The organism is Gilliamella apis, assembly GCF_030758615.1.
GTDB classification, from domain to species: domain Bacteria; phylum Pseudomonadota; class Gammaproteobacteria; order Enterobacterales; family Orbaceae; genus Gilliamella; species Gilliamella apis_A.
The window spans coordinates 1,480,504-1,496,357 of the sequence record NZ_CP132381.1 but is presented as its reverse complement, the minus strand read 5'-3'; the positions used below and the strand labels follow the sequence as shown (position 1 = coordinate 1,496,357).

The following is a 15,854-nucleotide window of genomic DNA, read 5'->3' as shown; positions in this document are numbered from 1 at the left end:
AAGATATATTAAGATGGAATTTCTAATCACATTATGGCAGCAGTTTTTAACTACCTTACCTTTATTTATGTTAATTTTGTTAGGTTATATTGCTGTAAAAATGGGCCGTTGGCAAAAAACAGTAACCGATAGTGTCACTAAATTCACTTTTTATATTGCTTTCCCAATTATGCTCTTTCAAATTATGAGCCACTTTTCTGAACATTCAGAAATCGATATTAATCTTTTATTAGTTTTTTTTGGTGGCTCATTTATTGTTTTTGCCTTGAGTTGCTTTATTGCGGTTAAATTTTTTAAACTTAATGGTTCTGAAAGTACCATGTTTGCTATGGGTGGAATTTACACAAATACGGTATTTGTTGGTATTCCAATTATCAATATGTTATTGGGTGAAAAAGCGATTCCCATAGTCGCCATTATCGTAATATTTAATGCTTTAATTTTATGGACTTTAGCAACAGTATCCATTGAATTTGTGCAAATGGGTAAACTCTCAAGCAAAGGTTTTATCAAAGCCTTTAAAAATGTATCCAAAAATCCAATCATCATCGGCATATTTGTCGGTATAGCCGTTAATTACATCGGTATACCTTTACCTATATTTATCGAAAAATCGACCAAAATGGTTAGTGATATGACCGCACCGCTATCATTAATCGTATTAGGTATGGGGCTGGCTGAATATAAAATTCGTAACGATCTCCATATCACTATAGCAATCTGTATTATCAAATTGTTTGTGTTACCAATTGTGACCTATATACTAGGTAAATTGTTAGGATTACCTCTTTTAGAGCTACAAGTTATCGTATTATTAAGTTCAGTATCAATAGCCATAAATTGCTATATGATGGCAAGGCAGTTTGAGGTTTTACAAGGTCCTATTGCTTCTAGCTTATTGATATCAACGGCGTTGTCATCGATAACAACACCGTTAATTCTATCAATAATGTTACAGTTACCTTTTGCCTAAGATAAACTTATTTCACCGCAAAATTTTTGAACTTATGGTGTAAAATCAAAGCAAAAACAATAACCGCACTACCAACAGTGAATCGCCCCCAATCTATTGATTGGTGCCAAATAACAACATTAACTAAAATACCAGCCGGAATAACCAAATTATTCATAATCGCCAATGTACCAGAATCGACTTTAGTCGCACCTAAATTCCATAAAAAATAACATAATCCCGAAGCCACAACACCTAACCAAATAATAATCCCCCACTGTAATTGAGTGGTAGGCAGTTTGTCAGCATTACCAAATAATAACCAACCAATAGTTGCTACAACTATTGCGCCAAAATAGACCCAAGCAAAAGCTTGATGTTGCGGTAATGGATAGAGTTCCATAATACGTTTATAGCCGACTTGCCCTAAGGCAAAGACGATATTGGCCCCCTGAATTAATAAAAAGCCAATGATAAAATCACGACTGATGTGATCATAACGGATAATTGCCGCACCAATTACCGCTATAATGGCCGTTAATAAATAATTAAGTCTTAGTCGATGCCCTTGCAGTAAATCATAGATGATGGTGACATAAATTGGCGTTGAAATGGTAAATAATAGAACCTCTGGCACCGAAATATATTGAAATGAGTTGTAATAAAAGAAGTACATAATTCCTAATTGGCATGCACCTACTCCCATCAAAAGCAACATCTGCTTTACAGAGACATTTTTAAAACGTAAAAAAGGAATAAAGGTAATAAAAGCCAGCAAAACGCGCATGACTACCGCAAACCAAGTATCAACTTGACCACTTAAATAAACTGCAATAAAACTAAATGAAAACGACCAAACAATGGTGACAAAAATAAGGTAATACATAGCAAACTTGTACCGAAAATAAAAAGTCAGGCATGGTAACAATTCATATATCGGTTGTAAACATTTTGATGCACTAATTGATTACAACCATAACAATAATTATTTCTTACTCCAATTATTCATTGATTGTTTTTTCAATATAGATATATTTATTTTCATTCGTTATTGGAATATCGTCAGGATTCCACATATAATTTCTAGCAATCTTAAATAAAAACTTATTATTTTTTCTATAAATTGAAATAAAATATTTTGGATTGATATAAATTTCATCAAAATTTTCAGCATTATCGATATTCAATTCTGGTAACTCTTTATTATCTGTAGCATTATTTTGTAATAATTGTTTAGCTTGATCAAACGAATAGATACCGGCTCTGCCATAATCAAGGTAGAAATGATTAACCAATTTAGTTTTATCAAAGATTAAAACATAGTAACCAACTGTACCACGTTCAGACTCGCCCTCAATAAGAAACACGTTAAATAAATTATTTGCAAAACTTTTGTACAAATATCCATTAAATGAAGTACTGTCAATGAAACTACCGAGTGGTATAGAAAAATCAAATTTTTTATTTGATTTTAAAAAAAGTAAATTACAATTAAATTCTTCTATATCAGGGAACCAATCACATTTAATTCGATTATCATCAAATACCCACAACTCTCCCTCAGTAGATTGTATCGGAATTTCCTGATCGTAATACTGCCAAGATGTTAAATCTTTGAAATTTGTTGCTTTACAACAACTAATCCAGCTTAGATAAAAAAACATCATCGATAACCAAAAATATTTCATATATTGTCCCTATTATTCGAAATCCTTTTTATTCATATTGATATCATACAAGGCTTGATTTATGAGCGATAACAAATCAAGCCTTTTATTGCAATTCCGCCAATTCTACAATTAAAACGTATTAATGATACTATTATTCTAATTGAAACAAAAAGATAGAATTTTATTATAATTTACCAATGTTTAAGTTTTGATTAGAAAATGATAGCAGCATTTTTGTTTTTATCGATGGCTTGCTCATTTACTATGACAAATATAGTTACCCAATTAAATAATAATCGAATAATGATTACTTCGACGCTGAAATACAACAGCGAGCATCAATTGATATGATATGAATTACTCTATAAAACATAAAGTTAATTGCACATTTTCAATTAAATTTAGATTAAGTATTAACAATACTTATGACTTAATTTTTAAATATTTTTGCTAATAAAATCAAAAAATCTTATTGTGATGATGATTTCTAAGTTATAGAAGTATATTGGGAATATTTTCAATATTCTTTGAGTTGGAGATACAGCTATTGTTATCTCTCACTTTCACTGCTTAAGACTAATATAATATTTTCTAAACCACTTTTTCTCATTAAAGTTTTTATATATTACTTTTAACAAAATTTTTGTTTGTTAAAAAATAACAAACATGAAAATCAATAGTAAATTCATAGAGATAAAACTGAATTATTCAAAAAGTGTTAAATATGCCATAATATAAAGAAATTTATTTTAATGGTGTTATATGTATTTTTGTTATATATAACTGCCTCCTTTTGTCAATTCGAGAGTAATTATCAGTGTTAACAACAAGCAATATCACAATGCAATTCGGCAGTAAGCCACTATTTGAAAATATTTCTGTCAAATTTGGTAATGGTAATCGTTATGGATTAATTGGTGCTAATGGGAGTGGTAAATCCACCTTTATGAAAATTATTGGTGGCGATTTAGTGCCAACTTCAGGCAATGTATCGCTTGATCCACATGAAAGATTGGGTAAATTACGCCAAGATCAATTTGCTTTCGAGGAGTTTACTGTTCTCGATACCGTAATTATGGGACATACAGAATTATGGCAAATCAAGCAAGAACGTGATCGCATTTACTCGTTAGCAGAAATGAGTGAGGAAGACGGTTTTAAAGTCGCTGATTTAGAGACCCAATATGCCGAAATGGGTGGTTATAGTGCGGAGGCGAGAGCTGGTGAATTATTGCTTGGAGTTGGTATTCCTATCGAACAACATTATGGTCTAATGAGCGAAATTGCTCCAGGTTGGAAACTACGGGTATTATTAGCCCAAGCGCTATTTTCAAATCCAGATATTTTATTACTCGACGAACCAACCAATAACTTAGATATTGATACTATCCGTTGGTTAGAAGATACCTTAAATGAACGTGAAAGCACAATGATCATCATATCCCATGATCGCCATTTTCTTAACATGGTCTGTACCCATATGGCCGATATGGATTATGGTGAACTTCGTATTTATCCTGGCAATTATGATGATTATATGACTGCCGCTACTCAAGCAAGAGAACGTTTATTAGCTGATAATGCGAAAAAGAAAGCACAAATAAGTGAATTACAATCCTTCGTCAGTCGCTTTAGCGCTAATGCCGCTAAATCAAAACAAGCAACATCTCGAGCTAGACAAATTGAAAAAATAAAATTGGAAGAAGTCAAGGCATCCAGCCGACAAAACCCATTTATTCGCTTTGAGCAAGATAAAAAACTATTTCGTAATGCACTAGTGGTAGAAAACCTCACTAAAGGTTTCGACAATGGTCCTTTATTTAAAAATCTTAATCTCATGGTCGAAGTTGGCGAAAAAGTAGCAATTTTAGGGACTAACGGTATCGGTAAAACTACCCTACTTAAAACCTTGATGAATGAATTAACACCAGAACAAGGTGATATTAAATGGTCAGAAAATGCCAATATTGGTTATTATGCGCAAGATCATGAATATGAGTTTGAACAGGACTTAACTGTATTTGAATGGATGAGTCAATGGAAACAACCTAATGATGATGAACAAGCGGTACGTAGTATTTTAGGTCGATTATTGTTCTCCCAAGATGATATTAAAAAGCAAGTTAAAGTTCTATCTGGTGGTGAAAAAGGCCGTATGCTGTTTGGCAAATTGATGATGCAACGACCAAATATCATTGTCATGGATGAACCGACTAATCACCTTGATATGGAATCGATCGAATCATTAAATATGGCATTAGAGCTTTATCAAGGAACGTTATTTTTTGTATCGCATGATCGCGAATTTGTCAGCTCACTGGCTAGCCGTATTATTGAAATCACGCCAGAAAAAGTGATTGATTATACAGGTAATTATGAAGATTACTTGCGAAGTCAAGGCATCGAATAAAGCTGCATAAAAATCAATAAAAATAGCCACATAAGTGGCTATTTTTTTATTGGCTGGTTATAAAGAATTAAAAATCTAATTCATCCCACCAAATATCGATTAAAGCGCTGGTTTTAACATTTTTTAAACCATGACTCTCAAGCCATTTAGTGACATTGTCACGATCTTCTTCAGTACAGTTACCTAATTTCTGGGTACAAATAATCCCCTTCCAAGTCAAATAACCACTTCCTTCGTAAGCCAAACCATTAGCTTGTATTGCTTCAACGATAAATTGATCGACAACGTTATCGATGGTTTCTTCATTAGTACCTTCGTCAAATGACCAGCTTACAGTAAAACCTAACTCTTTAAATTCTTCAATATGTAATTTTTTTCTTAAACGACGACTGCGATTAACCTTAGCCATAATAATATCCTTCTGCTTTAAATAATTTAGTTAGTTTTAGAATATGTATGATGGCTTGATTGCTTCATACTATTCTGATGATTTTTAGAAGTTCGAGATTTATCAGCACTTCTTCTTTTTGTTGGAGCTCGTTTTGCTGGCGCTTTTTTGGCTGGCTCCGCTTTAATTTTAGGATCGACTTCAAATCCTTGAGTAAAAATTTCTGGAATCGGCTTTCTAAGCAATTTCTCAATTGATTTTAATTGAGGAAGTTCATCAATACAAACTAGCGATATAGCTTGACCTTGATTTTGCGCTCGCCCTGTTCGACCAATTCGATGAACATAATCTTCTGCTACTTGTGGCAGCTCATAATTAATAACATAAGGTAATAACTCAATATCCAATCCTCTGGCGGCAATATCTGTAGCGACTAATGCTCGTATTTGTCCCGACTTAAAATCAGCTAACGCTTTCGTTCTGGCGCCCTGACTCTTATTACCATGAATTGCTGATGCTTTAATGCCATCTTTGGTTAACTGTTCCGCTAGATGGTTAGCGCCATACTTGGTTCGAGTAAAAATTAACACCTGTTGCCATTGATTTTTGCCAATTAAATAAGAGAGCAATTCACGCTTACGACGCTTATCCACCCGATGCACATATTGCGTAATTTGCTCAGATGCACTATTGGTTTTCGCCACAGCAATCGATTCAGGCGAATTTAAGATGGTATTCGCTAATCCTTTTATCTCGTCAGAAAAGGTGGCAGAAAAAAGTAAATTTTGGCGTTTTTTCGGTAATTTAGCGATCACACGTCGGATATCATGGATAAAGCCCATATCTAACATACGATCAGCCTCATCCAGAACTAAAACTTTTACAGGCGAAAGATCGACAGCATTTTGGTGCACTAAATCTAATAATCGTCCTGGTGTGGCAATTAAAATATCCACCCCACCGCGAAGTTTCATCATTTGTGGATTGATACTAACACCACCAAATACCACTAATGAACGAATAGATAAATATCGACTATAATCACGAATATTTTCACCGATTTGCGCTGCTAGCTCACGTGTTGGAGCTAAAATTAATGCATATAAAGGACGTTTACCTTTTTTCGGTTCTGAGTTAGGTGAATTTTTTAAATGCATTTGATGCAATTTTTGCAATATGGGTAAACCAAAACCAGCAGTTTTACCGGTACCGGTTTGGGCACTAGCCATTAAATCTTTACCTGACAGTATTACGGGAATAGCTTGTTGTTGGATAGGAGTGGGATCGGTATAGTGTTGCTCTTCAATAGCTTTTAATATCTTGGCATCTAAGCCAAGAGAGTCAAATGACATGTAATGATTCCTAAATAATCGAAAAAAATAAATAATCAACAACATTATAAAGCAATTTAATAATAATTGTCTGATTATTTTATCTTTTCATTGCTAGTTATGTAATATATGTTACTATTTTAGGGAATAACCTTATAAAGTATAGAGTTATTAATCGCTTAAAATATGTTCATAATATATTGCTCATTATTTAGGTAGATTGGAAAAATGATATTGATTATCATTATCATTTATTGTATTGTTGCAAGCCCAAAACATAATTATTTCATGGAATAGATATGTCTTTTAACTTCCCTCATTTAAAAAAATTATTTATCTTCTTAATGTTAAGTTGCTTTAGTTTAAATTGTTTAGCCAAAGATGATATTACTTTCGCAAACTTTCGTGATATTCGTGATTTAAATCCACATTTATATTCAGGTGAAATGTGGGCGCAAAATATGTTGTATGAATCATTAGTTCACTATAATGAAGATGGCACTTTTTCTCCATGGTTGGCAGAAAGCTGGACTATTACTAACGAAGGTAAAACTTACACCTTTAAATTAAGAAAAGACGTCACATTTAGTGATGGAGCAAAATTTGATGCGCACAGTGCCAAACTGAATTGGGATGCCGTGTTATCCAACAAAGTTCGTCATACTTGGTTAGAAATGGTGCGTTTAATAACCGAAGTCAAAGCAGTCGATGATTATACTCTTGAGGTTAATCTTTCTGAGCCTTACTACCCTTTCATGATTGAAATTGCCGTCACTCGCCCTATGCGATTTATTTCCCCAAATTCTATGATTGATGGTGAAACTAAAAATGGCGTGAAATCTTATATTGGTACCGGCCCATATGTTTTAGGTGATCATAAGAAAGATCAGTATGCAGTATTTAATGCCAATCCAACTTATTGGGGTACTAAACCGTTACTGAAAAAAGTGACTATGAAAGTAATCGCAGATAATCAAAGTCGGCTAATGGCCCTTGAAAAAGGGGAAATAGATTTGATTTATGGTAAAAATATGGTTGATGCGGATTCATTTGAGCGTTTTTCTAGCATGGATAAGTTTCAAACCTTAATGTCTAAACCGGTTTCCAGTCGAATTGTTTTAATGAATACGACAAAAAGCCAATTGAGTGATGTTAATGTCCGCCAAGCTATCGAACATATTATCAATAAGAAAGATATCTCAGAAGGTATTTTTAATAATAGCGAAGCACCAGCGGATACATTGATGGCAACCAATATTCCTTATGCCAACATTGGTTTAAAACCTTATGTCTACGATACAAAATTAGCTGAAACACTACTTGATAAAGCTGGTTGGCTAAAAGTTAAAGGTGAAGATTATCGCCAAAAAGAGGGTAAACCGTTTGAGATCACTCTTTATTATGATAGTAATACTGCCTCTCAAAAAACCATTGCACAATATATGCAAGACGAATTTGAGCAAGTGGGATTAAAGCTTAATATCCATGGTGAAGAAGAGCAAGGTTATCGTGATCGCCAAAAAGCGGGTGATTTTGATATGGTATTCGATATTTCATGGGGAACACCATATGATCCGCAATCATTTTTATCGGGAATGAAATTACCGGTTTATGGTGATTATATGGCGCAACAAGGCTTGAAAGAAAAGCCACAAATTGATGAGAGTATTAGTAAAGCATTAATTTCAACTGCTGAAAAAGAGCGGCAAGATCTATTCCGTTATGTACTAGAAACGCTGCACAATCAGGCCGTTTATATCCCATTAACTTATGAACGTAATCGTGCTATTGCAGTTAAATCATTAAAAGGAATTGAATTCGCTCCTTCTCAATTTGATATTCCATTTGAGAAAATGCATTTTTAATAAACTAATATTATTGACGAATAATGTTAAATTATATTATTAAACGTTTAACCATGATGATACCGATATTATTCGGTATCTCTTTTATCGCTTTTTTTCTTATTAATTTAGCCCCCTCCGATCCTGCTGAAGTTGCATTACGCTTAAACGAAATCATGCCAACACCAGATGCTATTGAAAGTATGCGTCAAGAATTGGGATTGAATAAACCTTTTTTAGAACGCTATTTTATTTGGCTATATGATGTTTTACATCTTGATTTTGGTCGTTCATTTATTCATCGAGATAGACTAGTTTGGGATGAGATGATCCGCAGTTTAATTCCGACATTAATTTTAGCAATGTCGGCATTTGCATTTACACTTATCATCAGTTTAATTTTAGGTGTTTTATGTGCCATCTTTGCCAATTCAGCATTCGATCATATTGTTCGTATTATTATCTTTCTAGGTACTGCAATGCCTAGTTATTGGTTAGGTTTGCTATTTATTTGGCTGTTTGCCAATTATTTAGATTTACTGCCAACCAACGGTTACGGAACATGGCAAAATCTCATTTTACCTACCTTAACCTTATCGTTTGTCTATATCTCAACTTATATTCGTTTTATCCGTAATAACATGTTGGAAAATATGCATAATTATTCGGTATTTTATGCTCGTAGCCGTGGTTTAAAAGAAACAACGATAATTGTTAAACATGTGTTAGTTAATTCTCTACATACTACTATCACGGCTTTAGGTATGACTATTCCGCAATTAATAGCTGGATCTTTTGTCGTCGAATATATCTTTTCGTGGCCAGGACTTGGTCGTTTATGTATCGCGGCTATCATGAACCGTGATTATCCGGTCATTCAAGCTTATATTCTTATCATGGCTATTCTATTTGTAGTTTGTAATTTTATTGTTGATATCATTCATCAATGGTTAGATCCACGATTACGAGATAATGGTGGTACCGTATGAATATAACTAAACAACTGATTAACAATAAAACAGTTTTAATCTGTTTAATCATCATCACCACAATCGTTATATTAGGTATTTTAGCACCTTATATCGCACCGTATGATCCCAATAAAGTTCGTATAGTGCGTAAATATGCCGCCATGTCTAGCCAACATTGGCTTGGTTGTGATCATCTTGGTCGCGATATTTTATCGCGTTTGCTTTATGGTATCCGCTCTACCCTGTTTTTATCCTTACTGACCATGATCATCACTATCGTAGTTGGTAGTCTAATCGGCCTTATCTCAGGTTATCAACGAGGCAAACTTGATGAATGCATTATGCGCCTTTGTGATATTATGCTGTCATTTCCTAGCCAAGTAATGATTTTAGCGATTGTTGGTGTATTAGGCGTAGGTATTGAAAACGTCATTATAGCCAATATTGTGGTTAAATGGGCATGGTATAGCCGCATGATTCGTAGTTCAGTCATTAAATATAGCCGAAAAAATTATATTCTTTTTTCACGCGCAATTGGCGCACCACATTCGTTTATTATTTGCCGTCATTTATTACCTAATGTTATGTCAGAGCTGGTGGTATTAGCAACCTTAGATACAGGTTGGGTTATTTTAAATATCTCAGCACTATCCTTTATTGGATTAGGTGTTCAAGCACCTACTGCCGAGTGGGGGTTAATGTTAAGCGAAGCGAAAAATGTCATGACTCAACATCCGATGCAGATGGTCTATCCTGGTATCGCAATTTTAATTGTCGTTGCAGCATTTAATATGTTAGGTGATTGTTTAAGAGATATTTTAGATCCAAAGGACAAAAAGCATGAGTAGCTCGCTATTAGAAGTGAATAAACTTACGGTTACCCTCGACAATGGTAACAAGCTATTAGATGATGTCTCATTTAAAATTAATCGTCATTCATGTTTAGGTATCGTTGGTGAAAGTGGCAGTGGCAAAAGTTTAACATGTAAAGCCATTATCGGATTATTAGAGCCCTATTTTAATGTGTCAGGTCAAATATTATTTAAGTCACACCAAGCTAAACTAACCTTAGCTAATAATGGTGATCTATTACAACAGAATAAACAGACCTTAAAGCAGATACGTGGTAAGGTAATTTCGATAATACTACAACATCCTATGAGTGCCTTCGATCCGTTATATTGTATTGGCAAGCAAGTGGTTGAAACACTACAAGCGCATCAAGTTATTAGCAAAAAGCAAGCCATGACAAAAGCGTTAGAAATGATTGAAAATATTGGCCTTAATAATCCACAAGAGATCTATAGAAAATATCCTCATCAATTAAGTGGTGGCATGTTACAGAGAGTAATGATTGGTTTGGCATTGATGCTTGAACCTGAACTCATCATTGCTGATGAACCTACTACAGCACTCGATTCAATTAGCCAATTTCATATTTTAAAAATGTTTACCGAGATAAAACAGAACTCGAAAACAACCGTGATTTTTATTTCTCATGATTTAGGTGTGATTCATCATATTGCTGATGATATTATTGTGATGAATAAAGGAAAGATTGTGGAAACGGGTAGTCGTGAACAAATTTTTTACCATCCTCAACATGACTATACGCGTTACTTGATAGATACACGTAAACAGTTATTAAATAAGTTCAATGCTATTATTGGTTTCAATAATCCAAATTTGATTACGGAGACAACTTAATGCCACCGTTATTACACGTTGAAAATGTAAAAAAGTCTTTTTTGCAGCCGAATCAGAATCTATTTAGCCGAACAAAAAATACCGTTATCAATGGCGTTTCATTCGAGCTAAAACAAGGTGAATGTCTTGGCATTGTTGGCGAAAGTGGTAGTGGCAAAAGTACCTTAGGTAAACTGATTTTAGGTTTAGAAAAACCTGATAGTGGTAATATCTATTTTAATGGCCAAGATATAGCTAAACGGGCGTGGAAAAAGTCAACAATGCGTAAAGCTATCAGTGCGGTATTTCAAGATTATAATGCCTCGGTCAATCCGTATTTTACTGCATCCCAAATCATTGCTGAACCAATTGATATCTATGAAAAACTAGCCAAAGATGACCGTAAGCTGCGTATTAACGCTTTATTAGAACAAGTCGGTTTAGATAGCTCTTTTTATCATCGTTTTGCTCACCAAATGAGTGGTGGTCAATTACAGCGTGTTTGCATTGCCAGAGCAATTGCCTGCTCTCCGCAATTTATCTTATTTGATGAAGCTGTGAGTTCATTAGATATCTCAGTACAAACCCAAATATTGTCACTACTTGCCGATTTACAAAAGCAACTCAATCTTACCAGTATTTTTATCACCCATGACCTAACCACCATTACTTATCTTTGTAACAAAGTGGCATTTTTTTATAAAGGTGAGATCATTGAATATATTGATAGTATAGATAAACTTAATCAAGTCAAAAACCCTTACTCTATCCAACTTCTCGAATCAGTTTTAGGTTTTTAAAAAATGGCAAACTCATCAACATCAAATCAACAATATCAGTTTAGCGATTATCTTAAATTGGTGATCCCCTTTGTACTGTCTACTATTACCACCCCCCTACTTGGCGTAGTTGATACCGCTTTAGTTGGTCATTTACCTAATCCAGCTTTTATTGCTGGCATTGCCATAGGAACAGTAATATTCAATACCATTTACTGGTTATTTGGTTTTTTAAGAGTCAGTACCACAGGTTTCGCAGCCCAAGCCTTGGATAACATATTGTTACTAAAATCTTCGCTTATTCGCCCCCTGTTTATTGCGATTTTTTTAGGTTTGGTATTTATTATTTTTCAAAAGTTCATTTTTTCTGCTTCAATGCAGATCATCAAGCCTAATCAAGAAGTTCAACACTATGCTGATAGCTATTTTTCCGTGTTAATTTGGGGGGCACCTTTTGTACTTATCAATTATGTATTAGTTGGTTGGTTAATGGGTATCTCTAAAGTAAAAGCAGTATTATTTTTACAAGTTTTCATCAATGTACTTAATATTATAATGGCGATGCTTTTTGTCTGGTGGTTTCGTTGGGACATCAAAGGCGTCGCATTCGCAACCTTAATCGCCCAAATAAGTTGTTCTTTAATCGGGATTTTGTTCATCTATCGATATCTACCTAAAACCCATCAAAAAACCGACTTAAAAGCAATTTTGTCATGGAAATCCTTAAAAGGAGTCATTTTAGTCAATACCAATCTAATGATAAGGACTATCTGTTTATTAATCGTCACCAATCATTTTATTTCGATTGGCTCAACATTCGATACCGAAGTATTGGCCGCTAATGCCGTCTTATTCCAGATCCATTACATGATGGCGTATCTGTTTGATGGTTTTGCTAATGCATCAAGTGTATTTAGTGGTCGCGCGAAGGGTAATCAAAATATGGATCTCTATAACCAAACTCTACGCTGGTCATTGCAAGCCTGTTTTATTTGCCCAATTATAATAATTGCTATTTGGTTAGCGTTTGACGCCTCAATTATCAAGCTACTTACTAATCAACCGGAAATTATAAATCTTACTCTGCAATATCAATCATGGTTAATTATATTCCCTATCGTTGCCGCGGGTGGATTGATCTATTATGGTGTTTTTTCAGGTATTAGTTACACTTCATCAATCCGTGATTCAATGTTATTAGCGTTATTGCTTTGGTTGATAGCACAATATTTTGCAGTGCCAATTTGGGGAAATCATGGATTATGGCTGGCCTACAGTTTATTTAGTTTTGGCCGAACAATATTTTTAATTATTTGGATTAAAAAATCGCGCAGCTACATTACTGCTTAATGGCGAATTATCGCAGATTTTTGATTAAATAATCTTACTACTAGTGAGGATTTTAGCGCAAATTTGAAACTATCTTTTTCGATTAAACAGGCGTAGAATTTGCCTTCATTATTCTAATTACAGTCAATATTGTGCCTAGTTATTCTGCTATCAAAAAAAGAATTCAACTTTATCATAAAATACGTAGTTTTCAGGATAAAGCCCCACTAATCGTACTAATAGTTGCCGGTGTTATCGGCACTATCACTGGTATTGTTGGCGTATTATTTCAATATGCGGTGAATTGGGTAATCTCACTGCGTAAAACATTATTATTTAATCTGGTCGACAATCTAGTAATTAATTATCTATTAATCTTTGCTATCACTGGGACAATGGGTGGGTTAGCTTACTATTTGGTCAAACGTTTTGCACCAGAATCTGGCGGTTCAGGTATACCAGAAATTGAAGGTGCATTACTTGATTTACGTCCAGTTCGTTGGCGATCTGTCCTACCTGTTAAATTTATTGGTGGCATCGGTGCTTTGGGCTCTGGTATGGTGTTAGGTCGTGAAGGCCCTACGGTTCAACTCGGTGGTAATATTGGTGCAATGGTTTCCGATCTGCTTAAAGTTAAAAATAAAGCTTATCGACATACTTTTTTAGCAACGGGAGCCGCCGCTGGCATTACTGCAGCTTTTAACGCGCCGTTAGCTGGAATACTGTTTATTATAGAAGAGATGCGCCCACAATTTCGCTATAATTTGACCTCAATAAAAGCGATTTTTGTTGGCGTTATTATGGCCAGCATTATGTATCAATTTTTATATAATCAGGAATCAGTCTTTCAGATCGGTCATTTTAATGCCGTTCCTATTGAATCTTTATGGTTATATCTCCTATTAGGGACTTTTTTTGGCGTTATTGGTGTTTTATCAAATAAATGCATATTAACTTTACAAGAGCGATTCAAACAGTTTTATCAATTTAATCAATACTACTTTGTAATCACTGGATTTTGCTTAGCAGGATTATTTGGTGTGATGAGTTTTATCATTCCAGAAATAACTGGTAGCGGTTTTGATTTTATTCCTAATGCAGTTGCAGGTAATTATGCAATTAATAGTTTGATAATGATTTTATGCTTGCGCTTTATCACTACCGTTTTATGCTTTAGTTCCGGCGCTCCAGGTGGCATTTTTGCCCCAACTTTAGCCCTAGGGACAACGGTTGGGATCGCTTTTGGTGTGATAGCACAACAAATTTACCCCAATTATCATATTGAACTTGGTGCTTGCGCTATCATTGGAATGGGAGGATTATTTGCAGCAACCGTACGTGCGCCACTCACAGGGATTGTCTTGGTAATGGAAATGTCAGATAACTATCAGCTTATTTTACCGATGATTATTACTTGCTTAGGTGCAACACTCATAGCCCAAGCGCTAGGAGGAATGCCACTATATACGTCTATTTTGGAAAAAATCTTATTAAGAAACAAACTTCAATCAGATAACACGACTCAGCTAACAGCAAGTAATTCTTGATAAATTGCAATATAAGCAAACTATTTGTTGAAGATAGTTGAAAAATAAGACCAATATTTGAGTTAAGCCATTAACTTAGTAATGAATCAAAATTAATATCTCAATGTTTCGATTCATTACTAAAATTCGCTAAATTAAGAATAATCTTATAGTTACCTATTCTAACTCACAGATTTCTTTGATTGATAAAGTGGTAGGAATATTACGCTCATCAGTGAATTGAAAACGGAAAATAAAACGAATGTCATAAGTTTTTAGGACATTCACAACATCAGATTTATCACAAAATTGACTATTAAGCCCTAATCTAACATTTTCCATAAAATCATCTAAAGGTGTGTTTTGGCTATCTGAAGGCATCTTATATTCAAAAACCACATTATTAAGGTTCGCGGTAATATTGGTGACTTCATAACCGGCCTCTACTTGAATAGGAAACTTACCTTTTTCTCCTAACAATGAACGTTTTGCGCTATCTGCTAACGCTTTAGTAACCTTTACTCCAGTAGTTTTATCAGCTTCAGCTGCATTTGCGGTCGTAAACATAAAAAGGCTTGAAAGCAACACGGCCAAATTAACAACTTTTTTCATCATTTTTCCTTACTTTATCCCTTATAACTCTATTTCCAATCAAATCTATTGATAAATAATTAGATTTTTATAGTTATCTTAAATATTTTAATTTATTTAATAGTCTAAATAATAGTGAATAATAAAATTATCTGCTATCTTACACAATATTTCTGATAAAAAAAGCCAACTTAACAATTTATTGTAAGAATTTATATTAAACTACACAAATATTGACCATTTCAACTTTAACTATTTTTATCATTGAATCTAATTGATCTTCATAAATTTTGCCTGAATTTAATAATCTTTCAACAAAAATAAGCAATGAATTTTAATTAGATTTGGGTATTATTAAGCTTTAATTCGGAGATACC

General features: G+C 34.0%; 14 protein-coding genes. 9 read left to right on the top strand and 5 right to left on the bottom strand.

All coding sequences use genetic code 11. From position 1 onward, the window contains the following. The first annotated feature begins 13 nt into the window (after nucleotides 1–13). Complete coding sequence (locus tag RAM17_RS06870) at nucleotides 14–973, top strand: AEC family transporter (RefSeq protein WP_181414664.1); 960 nt, start codon at nucleotides 14–16, stop codon at nucleotides 971–973. 7 nt (nucleotides 974–980) lie between these two features. Here the strand turns inward: RAM17_RS06870 and RAM17_RS06865 are convergent, their stop codons facing one another. Together RAM17_RS06865 and RAM17_RS06860 are read right to left on the bottom strand one after the other, a co-directional pair. Continuing rightward, complete coding sequence (locus tag RAM17_RS06865) at nucleotides 981–1,838, bottom strand: carboxylate/amino acid/amine transporter (protein ID WP_110447914.1); 858 nt, start codon at nucleotides 1,836–1,838, stop codon at nucleotides 981–983. A 115-nt stretch (nucleotides 1,839–1,953) separates the two neighbouring features. Continuing rightward, a complete protein-coding gene (locus RAM17_RS06860) occupies nucleotides 1,954–2,640 on the bottom strand; it encodes a hypothetical protein (protein WP_110447915.1) in 687 nt (228 codons plus the stop codon). A gap of 799 nt (nucleotides 2,641–3,439) precedes the next feature. On the opposite strand from RAM17_RS06860, the gene RAM17_RS06855 reads away from it, so the two are divergent. Next, entirely contained in the window at nucleotides 3,440–5,032 is a 1,593-nt protein-coding gene (locus RAM17_RS06855; protein WP_110447916.1) for an ABC-F family ATPase, read from the top strand. A 67-nt stretch (nucleotides 5,033–5,099) separates the two neighbouring features. Here the strand turns inward: RAM17_RS06855 and RAM17_RS06850 are convergent, their stop codons facing one another. Continuing rightward, entirely contained in the window at nucleotides 5,100–5,441 is a 342-nt protein-coding gene (locus tag RAM17_RS06850) for a YggL family protein (protein WP_065651175.1), read from the bottom strand. Between the two features lie 26 nt (nucleotides 5,442–5,467). Next, nucleotides 5,468–6,772: an ATP-dependent RNA helicase RhlE gene (rhlE, locus tag RAM17_RS06845; RefSeq protein WP_110447917.1), complete on the bottom strand. Its 1,305-nt coding sequence runs from the start codon at nucleotides 6,770–6,772 to the stop codon at nucleotides 5,468–5,470. A gap of 278 nt (nucleotides 6,773–7,050) precedes the next feature. Between rhlE and nikA the strand changes: the two genes are divergently transcribed. From nikA to clcA, 7 genes are all read left to right on the top strand, one after another. After that, nucleotides 7,051–8,616 carry a nickel ABC transporter substrate-binding protein gene (gene nikA, locus RAM17_RS06840; protein WP_110447918.1) on the top strand — a complete coding sequence of 522 codons (1,566 nt, stop codon included), beginning with the start codon at nucleotides 7,051–7,053 and terminating at the stop codon, nucleotides 8,614–8,616. A gap of 23 nt (nucleotides 8,617–8,639) precedes the next feature. Next, entirely contained in the window at nucleotides 8,640–9,584 is a 945-nt protein-coding gene (gene opp1B, locus RAM17_RS06835) for a nickel/cobalt ABC transporter permease (protein ID WP_110447919.1), read from the top strand. Continuing rightward, nucleotides 9,581–10,414 carry a nickel/cobalt ABC transporter permease gene (opp1C, locus tag RAM17_RS06830; protein ID WP_198199795.1) on the top strand — a complete coding sequence of 278 codons (834 nt, stop codon included), beginning with the start codon at nucleotides 9,581–9,583 and terminating at the stop codon, nucleotides 10,412–10,414. Before opp1B ends, opp1C begins: the two co-directional genes overlap by 4 nt. Continuing rightward, complete coding sequence (locus tag RAM17_RS06825; RefSeq protein WP_110447920.1) at nucleotides 10,407–11,273, top strand: ABC transporter ATP-binding protein; 867 nt, start codon at nucleotides 10,407–10,409, stop codon at nucleotides 11,271–11,273. The genes opp1C and RAM17_RS06825 overlap by 8 nt, the downstream gene beginning before the upstream one ends. After that, complete coding sequence (locus tag RAM17_RS06820; RefSeq protein WP_110447921.1) at nucleotides 11,273–12,052, top strand: ABC transporter ATP-binding protein; 780 nt, start codon at nucleotides 11,273–11,275, stop codon at nucleotides 12,050–12,052. Before RAM17_RS06825 ends, RAM17_RS06820 begins: the two co-directional genes overlap by 1 nt. A gap of 3 nt (nucleotides 12,053–12,055) precedes the next feature. Next, nucleotides 12,056–13,381 (top strand): MATE family efflux transporter, encoded by a 1,326-nt coding sequence (locus tag RAM17_RS06815; protein ID WP_110447922.1) that lies wholly within the window; start codon nucleotides 12,056–12,058, stop codon nucleotides 13,379–13,381. Between the two features lie 149 nt (nucleotides 13,382–13,530). Then, nucleotides 13,531–14,907 carry a H(+)/Cl(-) exchange transporter ClcA gene (gene clcA / locus RAM17_RS06810; RefSeq protein ID WP_372339524.1) on the top strand — a complete coding sequence of 459 codons (1,377 nt, stop codon included), beginning with the start codon at nucleotides 13,531–13,533 and terminating at the stop codon, nucleotides 14,905–14,907. Between the two features lie 156 nt (nucleotides 14,908–15,063). Here the strand turns inward: clcA and RAM17_RS06805 are convergent, their stop codons facing one another. Next, on the bottom strand, nucleotides 15,064–15,498 hold the full coding sequence (locus RAM17_RS06805) for a hypothetical protein (RefSeq protein WP_110447924.1): 435 nt from the start codon (nucleotides 15,496–15,498) through the stop codon (nucleotides 15,064–15,066). Between the last annotated feature and the right edge of the window lie 356 nt (nucleotides 15,499–15,854).

Bases quoted from the DNA above. Each gene is read 5' to 3' on its own strand.
- RAM17_RS06850 (WP_065651175.1), bottom strand. From the start codon at position 5,441: ATGGCTAAGGTTAATCGCAGTCGTCGTTTAAGAAAAAAATTACATATT.
- RAM17_RS06870 (WP_181414664.1), top strand. From the start codon at position 14: ATGGAATTTCTAATCACATTATGGCAGCAGTTTTTAACTACCTTACCT.
- RAM17_RS06815 (WP_110447922.1), top strand. From the start codon at position 12,056: ATGGCAAACTCATCAACATCAAATCAACAATATCAGTTTAGCGATTAT.
- rhlE (WP_110447917.1), bottom strand. From the start codon at position 6,772: ATGTCATTTGACTCTCTTGGCTTAGATGCCAAGATATTAAAAGCTATT.
- RAM17_RS06860 (WP_110447915.1), bottom strand. From the start codon at position 2,640: ATGAAATATTTTTGGTTATCGATGATGTTTTTTTATCTAAGCTGGATT.
- nikA (WP_110447918.1), top strand. From the start codon at position 7,051: ATGTCTTTTAACTTCCCTCATTTAAAAAAATTATTTATCTTCTTAATG.
- RAM17_RS06825 (WP_110447920.1), top strand. From the start codon at position 10,407: ATGAGTAGCTCGCTATTAGAAGTGAATAAACTTACGGTTACCCTCGAC.
- RAM17_RS06805 (WP_110447924.1), bottom strand. From the start codon at position 15,498: ATGAAAAAAGTTGTTAATTTGGCCGTGTTGCTTTCAAGCCTTTTTATG.
- opp1B (WP_110447919.1), top strand. From the start codon at position 8,640: ATGTTAAATTATATTATTAAACGTTTAACCATGATGATACCGATATTA.
- RAM17_RS06865 (WP_110447914.1), bottom strand. From the start codon at position 1,838: ATGTATTACCTTATTTTTGTCACCATTGTTTGGTCGTTTTCATTTAGT.
- opp1C (WP_198199795.1), top strand. From the start codon at position 9,581: ATGAATATAACTAAACAACTGATTAACAATAAAACAGTTTTAATCTGT.
- RAM17_RS06820 (WP_110447921.1), top strand. From the start codon at position 11,273: ATGCCACCGTTATTACACGTTGAAAATGTAAAAAAGTCTTTTTTGCAG.